The sequence below is a fragment of the Cedecea selenatireducens genome (genome assembly GCF_042138895.1).
GTDB classification, from domain to species: domain Bacteria; phylum Pseudomonadota; class Gammaproteobacteria; order Enterobacterales; family Enterobacteriaceae; genus Cedecea; species Cedecea selenatireducens.
Genome location: NZ_JBHIKW010000012.1, coordinates 1 through 14,727 on the forward strand (window position 1 = coordinate 1; position 14,727 = coordinate 14,727).

At 55.2% G+C, this 14,727-nt stretch carries 15 protein-coding genes; 7 read left to right on the forward strand and 8 right to left on the reverse strand.

The window, feature by feature from the left end; all coding sequences use genetic code 11:
- Nucleotides 1-8: 8 nt before the first annotated feature.
- Entirely contained in the window at nt 9-1,457 is a 1,449-nt protein-coding gene (thiI, locus tag ACE38U_RS17655; protein WP_375530247.1) for a tRNA uracil 4-sulfurtransferase ThiI, read from the reverse strand.
- Nucleotides 1,458-1,678: 221 nt separating this feature from the next.
- On the opposite strand from thiI, the gene xseB reads away from it, so the two are divergent.
- The 4 genes from xseB to ACE38U_RS17675 all read left to right on the forward strand — a co-directional run bounded on the left by xseB (nt 1,679) and on the right by ACE38U_RS17675 (nt 5,872).
- Nucleotides 1,679-1,921 carry an exodeoxyribonuclease VII small subunit gene (xseB, locus tag ACE38U_RS17660; RefSeq protein ID WP_039290760.1) on the forward strand — a complete coding sequence of 81 codons (243 nt, stop codon included), beginning with the start codon at nt 1,679-1,681 and terminating at the stop codon, nt 1,919-1,921.
- Nucleotide 1,922: 1 nt separating this feature from the next.
- On the forward strand, nt 1,923-2,822 hold the full coding sequence (gene ispA / locus ACE38U_RS17665) for a (2E,6E)-farnesyl diphosphate synthase (RefSeq protein ID WP_038475101.1): 900 nt from the start codon (nt 1,923-1,925) through the stop codon (nt 2,820-2,822).
- Between the two features lie 29 nt (nt 2,823-2,851).
- The gene (dxs, locus tag ACE38U_RS17670) at nt 2,852-4,714 is read left to right on the forward strand and encodes a 1-deoxy-D-xylulose-5-phosphate synthase (protein ID WP_375530248.1); all 1,863 of its coding nucleotides are present in this window, start codon (nt 2,852-2,854) and stop codon (nt 4,712-4,714) included.
- Between the two features lie 183 nt (nt 4,715-4,897).
- Nucleotides 4,898-5,872: an aldo/keto reductase gene (locus ACE38U_RS17675; RefSeq protein WP_375530249.1), complete on the forward strand. Its 975-nt coding sequence runs from the start codon at nt 4,898-4,900 to the stop codon at nt 5,870-5,872.
- Between the two features lie 121 nt (nt 5,873-5,993).
- Here the strand turns inward: ACE38U_RS17675 and thiL are convergent, their stop codons facing one another.
- The 5 genes from thiL to nrdR all read right to left on the reverse strand — a co-directional run bounded on the left by thiL (nt 5,994) and on the right by nrdR (nt 9,588).
- On the reverse strand, nt 5,994-6,965 hold the full coding sequence (thiL, locus tag ACE38U_RS17680) for a thiamine-phosphate kinase (protein WP_375530250.1): 972 nt from the start codon (nt 6,963-6,965) through the stop codon (nt 5,994-5,996).
- A 62-nt stretch (nt 6,966-7,027) separates the two neighbouring features.
- Complete coding sequence (gene nusB, locus ACE38U_RS17685) at nt 7,028-7,447, reverse strand: transcription antitermination factor NusB (protein ID WP_038475109.1); 420 nt, start codon at nt 7,445-7,447, stop codon at nt 7,028-7,030.
- A 20-nt stretch (nt 7,448-7,467) separates the two neighbouring features.
- Complete coding sequence (gene ribH, locus ACE38U_RS17690; protein WP_038475111.1) at nt 7,468-7,938, reverse strand: 6,7-dimethyl-8-ribityllumazine synthase; 471 nt, start codon at nt 7,936-7,938, stop codon at nt 7,468-7,470.
- A 76-nt stretch (nt 7,939-8,014) separates the two neighbouring features.
- Nucleotides 8,015-9,133 carry a bifunctional diaminohydroxyphosphoribosylaminopyrimidine deaminase/5-amino-6-(5-phosphoribosylamino)uracil reductase RibD gene (ribD, locus tag ACE38U_RS17695; RefSeq protein ID WP_375530251.1) on the reverse strand — a complete coding sequence of 373 codons (1,119 nt, stop codon included), beginning with the start codon at nt 9,131-9,133 and terminating at the stop codon, nt 8,015-8,017.
- A 5-nt stretch (nt 9,134-9,138) separates the two neighbouring features.
- Nucleotides 9,139-9,588 (reverse strand): transcriptional regulator NrdR, encoded by a 450-nt coding sequence (gene nrdR, locus ACE38U_RS17700; RefSeq protein WP_016535162.1) that lies wholly within the window; start codon nt 9,586-9,588, stop codon nt 9,139-9,141.
- Here nrdR and ACE38U_RS17705 point away from each other — a divergent pair.
- The 3 genes from ACE38U_RS17705 (at nt 9,583) to ACE38U_RS17715 (ending at nt 11,544) form a co-directional block, all read left to right on the forward strand.
- A complete protein-coding gene (locus ACE38U_RS17705) occupies nt 9,583-9,711 on the forward strand; it encodes a hypothetical protein (RefSeq protein WP_255483372.1) in 129 nt (42 codons plus the stop codon). The genes nrdR and ACE38U_RS17705 overlap by 6 nt on opposite strands.
- Nucleotides 9,712-9,742: 31 nt before the next feature.
- On the forward strand, nt 9,743-10,303 hold the full coding sequence (locus tag ACE38U_RS17710; RefSeq protein ID WP_038475115.1) for a SadB/YajI family lipoprotein: 561 nt from the start codon (nt 9,743-9,745) through the stop codon (nt 10,301-10,303).
- Nucleotides 10,304-10,665: 362 nt separating this feature from the next.
- A complete protein-coding gene (locus ACE38U_RS17715; protein ID WP_038475117.1) occupies nt 10,666-11,544 on the forward strand; it encodes a nucleoside-specific channel-forming protein Tsx in 879 nt (292 codons plus the stop codon).
- Nucleotides 11,545-11,896: 352 nt separating this feature from the next.
- Here the strand turns inward: ACE38U_RS17715 and secF are convergent, their stop codons facing one another.
- Both secF and secD read right to left on the reverse strand, forming a co-directional pair.
- Nucleotides 11,897-12,868: a protein translocase subunit SecF gene (secF, locus tag ACE38U_RS17720; protein WP_038475121.1), complete on the reverse strand. Its 972-nt coding sequence runs from the start codon at nt 12,866-12,868 to the stop codon at nt 11,897-11,899.
- A 10-nt stretch (nt 12,869-12,878) separates the two neighbouring features.
- Nucleotides 12,879-14,726 carry a protein translocase subunit SecD gene (secD, locus tag ACE38U_RS17725; RefSeq protein WP_071842940.1) on the reverse strand — a complete coding sequence of 616 codons (1,848 nt, stop codon included), beginning with the start codon at nt 14,724-14,726 and terminating at the stop codon, nt 12,879-12,881.
- Nucleotide 14,727 lies beyond the last annotated feature (1 nt).

Here is a 14,727-nt window from a genome sequence, read left to right on the forward strand (position 1 = left end):
TCAGTCCTTTACGGGCGGTACACCTTAATATTCTTGAAGCCCTGCTCGCTCAGGTACAGCGCCTGCAGGCGGCTCATCACGCCGCGCTCACACCACAGCAGGTAGGTTTTGCTCTGGTCCAGATCGCCAAACTTGGTGCTCAGCTTGTAGAACGGCAGCGCCACAACCTCAACGCCTTCCTGTACAAAAGGTTTCTCGTCCACTTCGTCGTTGGAACGAATATCCAGCAGCACCTCGTTTGGCCCAAACGCTTTAACCGTTTCGACTTCAACCACTTCCTGCTGAGTCTGGGTCGCAATATCGCGGATATCGATATTGGTCGCTTCCGCAACCACGCGCTCCAGAATAGAGAAGTCGAACTTCTGCTCTTCTTCTTCAATCTTCGCCTTCACCGCTTTTACGGTTGGGCTTTTCGAGATAACGCCACAGTATTCTGGCATGGTGCGGGCAAAATCAGCGGTACCGATTTCGCGCGCCAGATCGATGATGTGCTCTTTATCATGAGAGATAAGCGGACGCAGGATCAGCGTATCGGAAACGTTATCGATCAGGCGAAGGTTGGTCAGCGTCTGGCTGGATACCTGGCCTAAAGCTTCACCGGTCACCAGAGCCTGAACGCCGTAACGCTCGGCAACCTGAGAGGCCGCACGTACAAACATACGCTTCAGCACCACGCCCATCTGGCCGTCTTCAACCTTCTCGAGGATCTCGCCGACCACCGGCTCAAAGTTGATCGCCACGAAGCGCACGCGGTGAGAACTGCCGAAGCGGTTCCACAGGTAGTGAGCCACCTGCTTAACGCCGATTTCGTGCGCGGCACCGCCAAGGTTAAAGAAGCAGTAATGCACGCGGCAGCCGCGACGCATCAGCATATAGCTGGAAACGCCGGAGTCGAAACCGCCGGAAATCAGCGACAGCACGTCTTCCTGGGTACCAATCGGGAAACCGCCGATGCCTTCGTAGCGGCCTTTAACCAGCAGCAGGCGATCGTTCTCGATCTCCAGGTTAACCGTCACGTCCGGATCGTTGAGCTTAACGCGCGCGGATTCAATGTGCTGATTCAGGCCGCCGCCAACGTAGCGCTCAACCTCGATAGAGCTAAATTCGTGTTTACCGCGACGTTTTACGCGCACGCAGAAGCTCTTACCTTCCAGCTTATCGCGATAAAGTTCCAGCGCCTGCTCAAAGATGTTATGCATGTCGGTGTACGGTACATCCTCTACTTCAAGGATGTGATGAATACCCGGAATGCGGGTCAGCGCTTCACGAATCGCGATACGCTGGTTTTCATCTTTGGCGCGAACTTCGATGTTGTCCCAGTGGCGAACGACCGCCAGGTTCTCGTCGTAGTGTTTTAAAACGTTACGAATATTCCCGGTGAGCATCTTAATAAAGCGAATGCGCACAGATTGGCTCTTGATGGTGATTTCCGGGAACAATTTAATGATAAACTTCATGGCGGTAAGGGTTCGTTTAGTCAGCCGGGCTGACTGCGCAGCACGCGGGCATAAAAAGAAGTACTTGCAGCGGCGTAATGCCACCTGCATCCGAGGCGCGCAAGTATATCACCATCCCGCAAAGACTGCGCACCTTAACCGACTTGAACGAGCCTGCTTGATAATCACATTGACTCCGCTACCATGTCGGCGTCGAATTAAAACAGAGTCAGACATTCACTATGCCGAAAAAAACTGAATCCCCGGCCAGCTTCGAAACCGCGCTGGTCGAACTGGAGCAAATAGTTACTCGTCTGGAAAGCGGCGATCTCGCCCTGGAAGAGGCGTTAAACGAATTTGAACGCGGCGTGCAGCTGGCTCGCCAGGGGCAAGTGAAACTCCAGCAGGCGGAGCAGCGCGTACAGATCCTACTGAGCGACAGCGAAGACGCCCCTCTGACTCCTTTTACCCCGGACGCCGAGTAACATGGATTTCAATCAACAGCTTCAGGCCCATGTTGTTCGGGTCAATGACGCCATTTCACGCTTTCTGGCGCCGCTGCCGTTTCAGAACAGTCCACTGGTTGAAGCGATGCACTATGGCTCACTATTAGGCGGTAAGCGCCTGCGCCCTTTCCTGGTGTACGCCACCGGTGAAATGTTTGGCGTAGCGGACGAAGCGCTGGATGCACCGGCCGCCGCCGTGGAATGTATTCACGCGTACTCCCTGATCCACGATGATTTACCGGCGATGGACAACGATGATTTACGTCGCGGTCAGCCAACCTGCCACATTAAATTTGGCGAAGAGAACGCAATTCTGGCCGGCGACGCCCTGCAAACGCTGGCGTTTTCTATACTGAGTGATGCGCCAATGCCGGGCGTTGAGATTGCCGATCGCTTAGCTATGGTTTCAGAACTGGCAACCGCCAGCGGCGTGGCAGGCATGTGCGGCGGTCAGGCGCTGGATTTGGCCGCCGAAGGCAAGCAAATTGATCTGGCGGCGCTGGAGCGTATCCATCTGCATAAAACCGGCGCCCTGATTCGCGCGGCGGTTCGCCTGGGCGCATTAAGTGCCGGAGAGCGAGGGCGCAAAGCCCTGCCGATTCTGGATCGCTATGCTGCAAGTATCGGCCTCGCCTTCCAGGTGCAGGATGATATTCTCGACGTGATTGGTGATACCGCTGTCATTGGCAAACGCCAGGGGGCCGATCAACAGCTGGGCAAAAGTACCTACCCGGCGCTGCTGGGGCTTGAACAGGCTCAGGCAAAAGCGCAGGATCTCTATCAGGAAGCACTGCAGGCTCTGGCCGAGCTTGCTGAGCTGTCGCTGGACACGGCGGCACTGGAAGCGCTGGCAAACTACATTATCCACCGTGATAAATAACGCATAACAACGATGAGTTTAGATTTCTGATGAGTTTTGATATCGCCAAATACCCGACCCTTGCTCTGGTGGATGCCAGCCCGGATCTGCGAGTGCTGCCTAAAGAAAGCTTACCTAAGCTTTGCGATGAGCTGCGCCGCTATCTGCTAGACAGCGTAAGCCGTTCCAGCGGGCACTTTGCCTCCGGACTTGGTACGGTCGAACTGACCGTGGCGCTGCATTACGTCTATAACACGCCGTTCGATCAACTCATCTGGGACGTAGGCCACCAGGCCTATCCGCACAAAATTCTGACCGGCCGCCGCGATAAAATTGGCACCATTCGCCAGAAAGGTGGCCTGCATCCGTTCCCGTGGCGGGCGGAAAGCGAGTACGACGTGCTGAGCGTGGGTCACTCCTCCACCTCTATTAGTGCAGGCATCGGGATCGCCGTTGCCGCGGAAAAAGAAGGTAAAGACCGTAAAACCGTCTGCGTGATCGGCGACGGTGCAATCACCGCCGGCATGGCCTTCGAGGCGATGAACCACGCGGGCGATATCCGCCCGGACATGCTTGTCGTGCTTAACGATAACGAGATGTCGATTTCCGAGAACGTAGGCGCGCTGAACAACCATCTGGCGCAGCTGCTTTCCGGCAAGCTTTATTCGACGCTGCGCGAAGGCGGCAAGAAAGTCTTCTCCGGCGTACCGCCGATTAAAGAGCTGCTGAAGCGCACCGAAGAACACATCAAGGGCATGGTCGTGCCGGGTACGCTGTTTGAAGAACTCGGCTTTAACTACATCGGCCCAATCGACGGCCATGATGTGATTGGCCTGGTGAATACGCTGAAAAACATGCGCAGCCTGAAAGGCCCGCAGTTCCTGCACATCATGACCAAAAAAGGGCGTGGCTACGCGCCTGCGGAAAAAGATCCGATCAGCTTCCACGCCGTACCAAAGTTCGATCCGCAGAGCGGAACGCTGCCGAAAAGCACCGGCGGCCTGCCGAACTACTCGAAGATTTTCGGCAACTGGCTGTGCGAAACCGCAGCCCACGATGACAAGCTGATGGCCATCACCCCGGCCATGCGTGAAGGCTCCGGCATGGTGGAGTTTTCGCGCCAGTATCCTGCCCAATATTTTGACGTGGCGATTGCCGAGCAGCACGCGGTGACCTTCGCAGCAGGCCTGGCGATTGGCGGCTATAAGCCGGTCGTGGCCATCTACTCCACCTTCCTGCAGCGTGCTTACGACCAAGTGATTCACGACGTGGCCATTCAAAAGCTGCCGGTGATGTTCGCCATCGATCGCGCCGGGATTGTCGGTGCCGACGGCCAGACGCATCAGGGCGCCTTTGATATCTCCTTCCTGCGCTGCATTCCGGACATGGTTATCATGACCCCGAGCGACGAAAACGAATGTCGCCTGATGCTGCATACCGGCTACCACTACAGCGAAGGCCCAAGCGCCGTACGCTATCCACGCGGTACCGGTACCGGTGCAGAGCTTGCTCCGCTAACCGAGCTGCCTGTCGGTAAAGGCGTGGTGAAGCGCGAAGGCGAAAAAATTGCGCTGCTGAACTTTGGGACTTTGCTACCAGAAGCCGCCGCCGCCGCCGAAGCACTCAACGCCACGCTGGTCGATATGCGTTTTGTTAAACCGCTGGATGAAGCACTGATTCTGGAGCTTGCAGCAGGCCACGATTCACTGGTGACCATTGAAGAAAACGCCATTATGGGCGGAGCTGGGAGCGGCGTGAACGAAGTACTGATGGCGCACCGCAAACCTGTGCCCGTACTCAACCTCGGCCTGCCTGATTTCTTCATTCCTCAGGGTACCCAGGAAGAAGCGCGCGCCGCGATTGGCCTTGATGCCGCCGGTATCGAAGCTAAGATTCGGGGCTGGCTAAGTTAACTTCATCCGTACACTAAATAATTCAATCCACAGCACGACGGCAAGTGAACATATCCCGATGAGCTTACTCAGGTAAGTGATTCGGGTATGAGAGCGCCGCCAACACCGCTGTGGTTTGAAGTATGACGTGTACGGCCTGCTATGCTTTTAGGATAACCCTACAACATAAGCAGGAGCGACATCGTGCAATACACCCCGTTAGGCACCACCGACCTTAAGGTTTCCCGTCTTTGCCTCGGCTGCATGACCTTTGGTGAACCCGATCGCGGCAGCCACGCCTGGACGCTTCCCGAAGAAAGCAGCCGGGAAATCATCCGCCACGCGCTGGATAAAGGGATCAACTTCTTCGATACCTCGAATAATTACTCCGACGGCAGCAGCGAAGAGATCCTGGGCCGTGCGCTGCGTGATTTTGCCCGCCGCGAGGATGTCGTCGTGGCGACTAAGGTTTACAACAAAGTCGGCGATCTCCCTCAGGGCCTCTCTCGCCCACAGATCCTGCGTTCGATTGACGATAGCCTGAAACGCCTCGGCACCGACTATGTCGATCTGCTGCAAATCCACCGCTGGGACTACGGCACGCCCATTGAAGAGACGCTTGAGGCGCTTAACGACGTGGTTAAGGCCGGTAAAGCACGCTACATCGGCGCCTCTTCAATGCGCAGCGATCAGTTCGCACAGGCCCTGGCTTTGCAGTCTCAGGCAGGTTGGGCGCGGTTTGTCACCATGCAGGATCATTACAACCTGATTTACCGCGAAGAAGAGTTGGATATGCTGCCGCTGTGCTACAAAGAAAAAATAGCGGTGATCCCCTGGAGCCCGCTCGCACGAGGCAAGCTGACCCGCCCGTGGGGCGATACCACGGCAAGATCTGTTTCAGATGAAGTTGGGAAGTCTCTATACCAGACGAATAACGAAAACGACGCGCTTATCGCTGAACGGCTGGCAAACGTCGCGGCCGATAAAGGCGCTTCACGCGCGCAGGTAGCGCTGGCATGGCTGCTCAGTAAACCGGGTATCGCCGCGCCCGTTATCGGCCCATCAAGGCAGGAACAGCTGGATGATTTACTGGGTGCCGTAGATTTAACGCTGAAGCCGCAGGAGATTGCCGAGCTGGAGACGCTTTATCAGCGCCATCCCGTGGCGGGATATAAATAATGCCCTCCCCTTGCCGATCAACGTTATCAGCTGGGGATTTTGCTCCCTCTCCCCTTTAGGGCGCTTTTAAATCCCCTCTCCCTTTTAGGGAGAGGGTTAGGGTGAGGGTCACCGTCAGCCACTAAGAAAAGTGGTCGTAACCCTGCATCTCAAGCGCCACAGGCTTACCTTCTCGGGTAAACTGCAGCCCTTCAGACGCAGAAACAATCTGCCCAATGCAGGTATAAGGCACGCCCAAGTTACCGATAGCCACTTCCAGCGCCCCGCGATTTAGCTCCGGCACGGTGAAGCACAGCTCATAGTCCTCACCGCCTGACATCGCCCATTTCAGCGCCTGTTCCGGCTCTACGTGCTCACGCAACGCTTCGGAGTAAGGCAGCAAATCAAGATCGATACGTGCCCCGCAGCTGCTGGCCTTCAGGATATGGCCGAGGTCGGAAATCAGGCCATCTGAAAGATCGATAGCGCTGTTGGCCAGATCGCGCAGCGCCTGGCCGTGTAAAACGCGCGGCATTGGCCGCAGATGCCGCTTGAGCAGGTAATCCGCATGCTGCGCGTTCGCTACCTGCAGTCGTTCCTGCAGGATCGCCAGGCCAGCCGCGCTGTCACCCGGCGTACCGGTGACATAAATCCAGTCTCCGGCTTTTGCACCGCTGCGCTTAAGCGCCCGACCAGCAGGGATCATGCCGTGGATGCCCAACGTCAGGGAAAGTGGGCCACGGGTTGTATCGCCGCCAATCAGCTGCATATCGTAATAATCCAGCTGCTCAAACAGGCTATCGCTGAACGCGGCAAGCCACGCGTCATCCACTTCAGGGAGCGTTATTGCAAGCGTAAGCCAGGCCGGATCTGCGCCCATGGCGGCCAGATCGCTTAAATTCACCGCCAGTGCTTTGTAGCCCAAATCGCGCGGATCGATATCCGGCAGGAAGTGATTGCCGCTGACCAGCGTATCGGTGCTGATAGCCAGCAGCTGTTTTTCGGGTACCGACAGCAACGCACAATCGTCGCCGATACCGGCTTCCACATCACGACGGGAACTTGTTACGCGATCGAAGTAACGGGCAATCAGGGAAAACTCACCGCATGCCATGCGTGATACCTCAAGAATGTCAGTTGCAGAAAAAATGTGGCCGGGAAAACCCGGCCAGGAGATTACTTCTTGTGGGGACGAATAGCGGGAGCGGCTTTGTCGAGAACGCCGTTAACGAACTTGTGGCTGTCTTCGGCGCCGAAGGTTTTCGCCAGTTCAATCGCTTCGTTGATGGCCACTTTGTACGGCACATCGTCACGTTTGGACAGTTCAAACAGCGCAATGCGCAGTACCGCTTTTTCCACCTGACCCAGCTCTTCAAGCAGACGAGACAGGTAAGGCTTCATCAGCCCATCCAGATACTCGCTGTTGGTAGCCACACCGCTCAGCAGCTCGCGGAAATAGACAACGTCAACGTCTTTGACGTCCTGTTCCGCCAGGAACTGGTATTCGACATCAGCGATATCGTTTTTAGACAACTGCCAGGAGTAAAGCGCCTGGACGGCACACTCACGGGCGCGGCGACGAGCAGCAGGTTTCACAGATTTCCCCTTACAAAAAATCAGGCCTTAATGGCTTTCAATACATTAATCATTTCAAGCGCGGTCAGTGCAGCTTCTGCACCTTTGTTACCGGCTTTGGTGCCAGCGCGTTCGATGGCTTGTTCAATGCTTTCAGTGGTCAGCACGCCGAAGGCAACGGGAATGCCGTTGTCCTGGCCTACGCTTAACAGACCGTTGCTGGCACCGCCGGCAACGTATTCGAAGTGCGCAGTGCCTCCGCGAATCACGGTACCCAGCGCGATAACCGCATCGTATTTACCGGTTTTCGCCAGCGCATCAGCGGCCAGTGGCAGCTCGTAAGCGCCCGGCACCCAAACTACGGTGATGTTTTCGTCTTTCACCTGGCCGATGCGTTTCAGGGCGTCGATAGCACCTTCCAGCAGGCTGTCATTGATGAAGTTGTTAAAACGCGCGATGGTGATGGCGACGCGAGCGTCAGGAGTAGCAACGGCAGCTTCAATAATGTTCATAATCTTCCTTTACGGGTTCTGTTTAGCCCCGCAGGGGGGCGGATTTTATCATAATCTTTTCGTGGCTGCTTACGTTTTACTGGCGTCCGTAAACGGGCGTCAGGTGCAGACACAAATCAGGGCCAACCTGCCGGACTTCGCTAAAGCTAAACTCCGGTACATCAGCAAGTTTTTCAAGGCCAGGAAGCTCGCACAATCCGCGGGCATCATTGCCTAATAGTTTTGGCGCGACGTAGACAATAAGCTCATCCACCAGGCCTGCCTGCAGCAGCGCACCGGCAAGCGTTGCCCCCGCCTCAACCCAGACAGAATTCACCTGGCGTTTGCCAAGCTGCATCATTAGCACCACCAAATCAAGATGGCCGTTATGTTCCGGAACCAACAGCTGTTCGACGTTTTCCGGCCAATGTTGTTCATCGGCATGGCAGCGGGCAAGCCACGTTTGCCCAGGGTTAGCGATAATTTGATGCTGCGACGTCACGCGGTTTTGGCGATCAACCACGATGCGAACAGGCTGGCGCAAATCCTGTTGAGCATAAATCGCCTGGCTGGCGCTATCCAGTTCATCCCAACGTACCGTTAATGACGGGTTATCCGCCAGCACGGTGGCGCTGCTTGAGAGGATAGCGGCACTTTGTGCGCGCTGGCGTTGAACGTCGCGACGCGCCTGAGGAGAAGTAATCCACTGACTCTCCCCGCTCGCCATTGCGGTACGTCCGTCCAGCGAAGCGCCGAGTTTAAGCTGGATAAACGGGAAACCGGTGCGCATACGCTTGAGGAAACCACGGTTCAGGGCTTCGGCCTCGTTCATCATTAAGCCATGGCTGACTTCGATGCCAGCCTGCTGCAGGCGATAGAGGCCACGCCCGGCAACCTGCGGATTCGGGTCCTGCATGGCGGCAACAACGCGAGATACGCCTGCGGCAATTAAGGCGTCGCAGCACGGTGGCGTGCGGCCATGGTGGCTACAAGGTTCGAGCGTTACATAGGCCGTCGCGCCTCGCGCCTGCTCGCCAGCCATACGCAAAGCGTGTACTTCCGCGTGAGGTTCACCGGCGCGCAAATGAAAACCTTCCCCGACAATTTCGCCGTCTTTGACAATCACGCAGCCGACATTCGGGTTCGGTGCCGTGGTAAAACGTCCGCGCTTCGCCAGCTCCAGCGCACGAGCCATAAACTGTTCATCAAGGGACATCGGCATTAATCCTGTAAACGGGCGATTTCTTCACCAAACTCTTTGATATCTTCAAAGCTACGGTAGACCGAAGCGAAGCGAATATAGGCGACTTTATCCAGCTTTTTGAGCTGCTCCATCACCAGGTTGCCGATGAGTTTACTCGGGACTTCACGTTCTCCGGTTGCTCGAAGGTGCGACTTAATATGGCTGATCGCCATTTCCACGTCGTCAGAGTTAACCGGGCGCTTTTCCAGCGCTTTCAGGATGCCGCTGCGCAGCTTATCTTCGTTAAACGGCTCGCGCACCTCATTGCTCTTCACAACTCTTGGCATCACCAGCTCCGCAACCTCAAAAGTCGTGAAGCGTTCGTGACAAACCAGGCACTGGCGCCGACGGCGTACGGAGGAACCTTCACCCACCAGGCGAGAGTCAATAACTTTGGTGTCCACGGCGAAACAGAATGGGCAATGCATAGCGTTTCCTGCTGGGATTATAAAGATGAACAACAGTTTACCGCGAAGTCGCGGGAGTACAAAGACAGCACCGGCCCCGACGGCGTTAAATATGACTTTTCAAGCGCGGGGAACTACGCTTAAATCAGCGAACGAAAACAAGGAAAAACCAACCATGACAAAGACTTACTTAAGAATTATCCTGGTTTCAAGCCTGATGAGCCTCACCGCCTGCGCCCAGCAAACCGAAGTGCGTCAGATGCGCAGCCAGATTGGCTCGCTAAATCAGGAGATGACGAAACTCAGCCAGCAAACGGTGAAGCTTACCCAGCAAAACGCCCTGAACGCGAAGTCCACCAGCGGCGTTTATCTGCTGCCTGGTTCAAACACGGCGGCTCGCCTGAACAGCCAGATTGGTAACCTGAAAATGTCGCTGACCAATATCTCGGCAGAAGCTAACGGCACCCGCGCCACGCTGCTGATCCAGGGTGAATCTAACGATCCGTTACCGGCCTTTAGCGGAAAAGTAGAATGGGGCCAGATCCAGGGCACCACGGACAGCTTCCAGGAAGTGAACGTACAGACTCAGCAAATAGACGCCCCGGCCAGCATTCTTGCACCCAGCGATGTGTCGATTCCGCTGCGCCTGTCCGGAATTACGCCTGAGCAGTTAGGTTTTGTACGCATTCACGATATTCAGCCGGTTTCTGCCGCACAGCCAGCGCCAGCCCGGTAGCCCTCCACTCCCTTGCCTGGCGAGGGAGTTCGTCACACTCTTTCACACGCCTCGCACAATATGTGAAGCAAATCCCCTATTATCCCCCCGCCTTTATAGTGATCCGCATCACACTTAGATGTAACAACCCGGCATACGTTTGCGTAATTTGACGAAGCAGGTACAATCACGCCGTTTTTAATGTGCGCAAACGTGAACGCAATCGATTACGCATATGAGAAGAATGTGAAATAGAACATCTTTTTGTGAGCAGGGATTTCTATAATAGACGCGCTGCAAAGGTCCTTCCCCTGAGACCGGCGGCCATGGATGACATCTCACATCCGCATCGCACCAAAATTACGTAAACAGTGGCTAAAAATATGAAAAAAATTATTCTGGCAGCCGGCACCGTTCTGGCGCTTTCCAGCTCTTTCTCTGCCAGCGCAGAAGAAGCAAAAAACAGCGAATACCTCTCCGACTGGTGGCACCAGAGCGTTAACGTTGTGGGCAGCTACCACACCCGTTTCGGGCCGCAGCTGCGCAACGATACCTACCTGGAATACGAAGCTTTCGCCAAAAAAGACTGGTTCGATTTCTACGGCTATATGGATGCGCCAGTCTTCTTCGGCGGTAACACCCAGGCGAAAGGCATCTGGAACCACGGTTCCCCACTGTTTATGGAAATCGAACCTCGCTTCTCCATTGATAAGCTGACCGGCACCGATCTGAGCTTTGGTCCGTTCAAAGAGTGGTACTTCGCCAACAACTACATTTACGACATGGGCCGTAACGCGACGGGTCGCCAAAGCACCTGGTACATGGGTCTGGGTACCGACATCGATACCGGCCTGCCAATGAGTTTGTCCCTGAACGTGTATGCCAAGTATCAGTGGCAGAACTATAAAGCGACCAACGAAAACGAGTGGGATGGCTACCGCTTCAAGGTGAAATACTTCGTGCCGATTACTTCCCTGTGGGGCGGTAACCTGAGCTATATCGGTTTCACCAACTTTGACTGGGGTTCAGATCTGGGCAAAGACAGCGACTACGGCACTAACGGTCTGAAGCAGCGTACCAGCAACTCCATCGCTTCCAGCCACATCCTGTCGCTGAACTACGATCACTTGCATTACTCAATCGTTGCCCGTTACTTCCATAACGGCGGCCAGTGGAACGACGGCACCCAGTTAAACTGGATGACTGAAACCGTTCGCGCAACCGGCTGGGGCGGCTACTTCGTTGTCGGTTACAACTTCTAACCGTCACAGCAGACCAAAAAACCGGCCTTCTGGCCGGTTTTTTATTTTCCAGGCAGGTAACCTTTGGCCTTCTGAAGAGCAATAAAGGCCTGAAGAGAACGATCGTGGCGCTCCTGATAAACACGCCCCAGGCAACCAGCAGCCAGACCTCTCCCCAGAATGACAGCCCAAGCGGATGAATATAAACGGGTATCTCAAACCAGTTGATGATTGCGCTCATTGTTTTTCTCCTGTGTTGTCAGTAACCACGAGTCTACTGACCCCCTCCTGACAGCATACTGTCAGGAGAAAAACACCGGACGAAAAAAAACCGCAGCACGAAGGCTGCGGTTTTATCAGACTCTAAACGCTATTACGGCAGAATGGACGGCTGATCCGCCCCTTCTTTCTCTACCTTCTGCTGCAGCATGTGCTCGCGCTTCATGCCCAGCTTCAACGCCAGCGCAGAGGCGACGTAGATAGAAGAAGCCGTACCGACGCTCACGCCGATAAGCATCGTCAGGGAGAAGCCTTTCAGCAGCGCCCCACCGAACAGATACAGCATCAGGATAACCACTAAGGTGGTGCCTGAAGTGATCAAGGTACGGTGCAGCGTCTGGGTCAGGGAGACGTTAAAGATTTCGTAAGGCGTCCCGCGACGAATTTTGCGGAAGTTTTCACGAATACGGTCCGAGACCACGATGCTGTCGTTCAGCGAGTAACCGATAACCGACATCAGTGACGCAACGATAGTCAGGTCAATCTCGATGTGGAACAGCGACAGCACGCCCATCGTGATAATCACGTCGTGCACAAGCGAGATAACCACACCGGCTGCCAGGCGCCACTCAAAGCGGAAGCCGACGTAAACCAGGATGGAAATCAGCGCTACCAGCAGCGCCATCGCACCGTTTTGAGCCAAATCGGCACCGACGCTCGGGCCAACAAACTCAATACGTTTCACCGCGGCATTCTGGTTGGTTGCTTCGTTAATCACGCTCACAACCTTGCTACCCAGCACCTGGCCGCCGGTTTCACCTTTGGCAGGCGGCATGCGCACCATGATGTCGCGACTGCTGCCAAAGTTCTGCACCAGCGGCTCTTCAAAGCCCGCTTTCTGCAGGGAAGCACGCATCGCATCAAGATCGGCCGGTTTTTCCAGCCCGATTTCGATTACCGTTCCGCCCGTAAAATCCAGACCCCAGTTGAAGCCTTTCACGCCGATAATCACGACGGAAAGGATCAGCAGGATACCGGAGATGCTAAAGGCCCAGTAATCCCAGCGCATAAAGTCGTGGACTTTACGGCCGTGGTTCAATTGTTCAACAGTATATTCCTGTGCCACAACGCACTCCTCAGATAGACAGCTTGTTGATGCGTTTGCCGCCGTACAACAGGTTCACAATGGCACGAGTCCCGACAATTGCGGTAAACATCGAGGTTGCGACACCAATACCGGTGGTGATAGCAAAGCCTTTGATTGCCCCGGTGCCTACGGCATACAGGATGATAACTTTGATAAGCGTGGTGATGTTGGCGTCGAAAATGGAGCTGAACGCGCCTTTGTAGCCTTCATCAATCGCCTGCTGGACCGTACGCCCGTTGCTGATCTCTTCTTTGATACGCTCGTTGATCAGGACGTTGGCGTCCACCGCAACCGCAAGGGTTAAGACGATCCCCGCGATACCCGGCATGGTCAACGTTGCGCCCGGCAACAGAGACATAATCCCGACAATCAGCACCAGGTTAGCCAGCAGCGCCGTGGTCGCGATCAGGCCAAACTTCTTATAGAAGAACAGCATGAAGATGATAGACACCACCAGACCTGCCAGACACGCTTCCAGGCCTTGCTTGATGTTTTCCAGACCCAGCGTTGGACCGATAGTACGCTCTTCAACAATCTGAATTGGCGCGATCAGCGCCCCGGCACGCAGCAGCAGAGACAGCTGACGAGCTTCATTCGGGTTGCTGATACCAGTGATGCGGAAGCTGTTACCCAGGCGAGACTGAATGTTCGCCACGTTGATAACTTCTTCTTCTTTCATCAGTACAGAACGGCCATTGGCGTCTTTCTTACCGCTGTCCTTGTACTCCACAAAGAGGGTCGCCATCGGCTTGCCGATGTTGTCTTTGGTGAAGTTAGACATGATGTTACCGCCAGCGCTGTCCAGGGAAATGTTTACCTGTGGCTGGTTGTATTCATCCATGCTGGAGGTGGAGTCAGTGATGTGGTCACCGGTCAGAATCACGCGCTTGTACAGCACAACCGGCTGGCCTTCGCGAGTCGGCTTCACTTCGGAGTCACCCGGCACGCGGCCAGAGGCTGCAGCACTTGCATCCACATTGGTGTTAACCAGACGGAATTCCAGCGTAGCGGTCGCACCCAGGATTTCTTTTGCGCGAGCGGTGTCCTGAATACCAGGCAGCTCAACCACGATACGGTCAGCACCCTGACGCTGAACCAGCGGTTCGGCTACGCCAAGCTGGTTAACACGGTTACGCAGGATATTGATGTTCTGCTGTACCGCATATTCACGCGCTTCGCTCAGGCGAGCATCGCTCATCACGGCACGCAGCGTGTTGCTTCCCTGGTTCGAGAACACCAGGTCACGGTGACGAGTAGAGAGATAATCTCTTGCTGAGTCGCGCGAGCCAGCGTCACGGAAGACAATGTCTACGCCGTAATTGTCCGCTTTGCGCACGTTAGTGTAGGCAATGCCCTTATCACGCAGATCGCTGCGCAGGCCATCGATATTTTGTTCCTGGAGTTTGCCAAGCGCTGTGTCCATATCCACTTCCATCAGGAAGTGAACGCCACCGCGCAGGTCAAGGCCGAGTTTCATCGGATTTGCGCCGATAGTCGACATCCAGCGTGGGGTAGCGGGAGCAAGGTTAAGCGCCACGACATAGTTGTCGCCCAGCACGCTCATCAGCGCTTCACGCGCGCGGAGCTGGGTATCAGTCGAGTCGAAGCGAGCGAGAATAGCGCCCTCTTCCAGCGCCACAGACTTAGCGGTAATTTTTTCTTGTTTTAAGGTGTTTTCGACCTGGATCAGCGTTTGTTCACTGGCGGCGGCACCGCGCACGCCAGTTAATTGAACGGCCGGATCCTCACCATACAGGTTGGGAAGCGCATACAGCAGACCAATCGCAAGCACGACGATCAGCATGATGTACTTCCACAAAGGATAACGGTTTAACACA

Excerpts from the sequence above, each read along its gene's own strand:
- xseB (WP_039290760.1), top strand. The coding sequence starts at position 1,679 with ATGCCGAAAAAAACTGAATCCCCGGCCAGCTTCGAAACCGCGCTGGTC.
- ACE38U_RS17715 (WP_038475117.1), top strand. The coding sequence starts at position 10,666 with ATGAAAAAAATTATTCTGGCAGCCGGCACCGTTCTGGCGCTTTCCAGC.
- thiI (WP_375530247.1), bottom strand. The coding sequence starts at position 1,457 with ATGAAGTTTATCATTAAATTGTTCCCGGAAATCACCATCAAGAGCCAA.
- thiL (WP_375530250.1), bottom strand. The coding sequence starts at position 6,965 with ATGGCATGCGGTGAGTTTTCCCTGATTGCCCGTTACTTCGATCGCGTA.
- dxs (WP_375530248.1), top strand. The coding sequence starts at position 2,852 with ATGAGTTTTGATATCGCCAAATACCCGACCCTTGCTCTGGTGGATGCC.
- nrdR (WP_016535162.1), bottom strand. The coding sequence starts at position 9,588 with ATGCATTGCCCATTCTGTTTCGCCGTGGACACCAAAGTTATTGACTCT.
- ribD (WP_375530251.1), bottom strand. The coding sequence starts at position 9,133 with ATGTCCCTTGATGAACAGTTTATGGCTCGTGCGCTGGAGCTGGCGAAG.
- ribH (WP_038475111.1), bottom strand. The coding sequence starts at position 7,938 with ATGAACATTATTGAAGCTGCCGTTGCTACTCCTGACGCTCGCGTCGCC.
- ACE38U_RS17705 (WP_255483372.1), top strand. The coding sequence starts at position 9,583 with ATGCATAGCGTTTCCTGCTGGGATTATAAAGATGAACAACAGTTTACC.
- ispA (WP_038475101.1), top strand. The coding sequence starts at position 1,923 with ATGGATTTCAATCAACAGCTTCAGGCCCATGTTGTTCGGGTCAATGAC.
- ACE38U_RS17710 (WP_038475115.1), top strand. The coding sequence starts at position 9,743 with ATGACAAAGACTTACTTAAGAATTATCCTGGTTTCAAGCCTGATGAGC.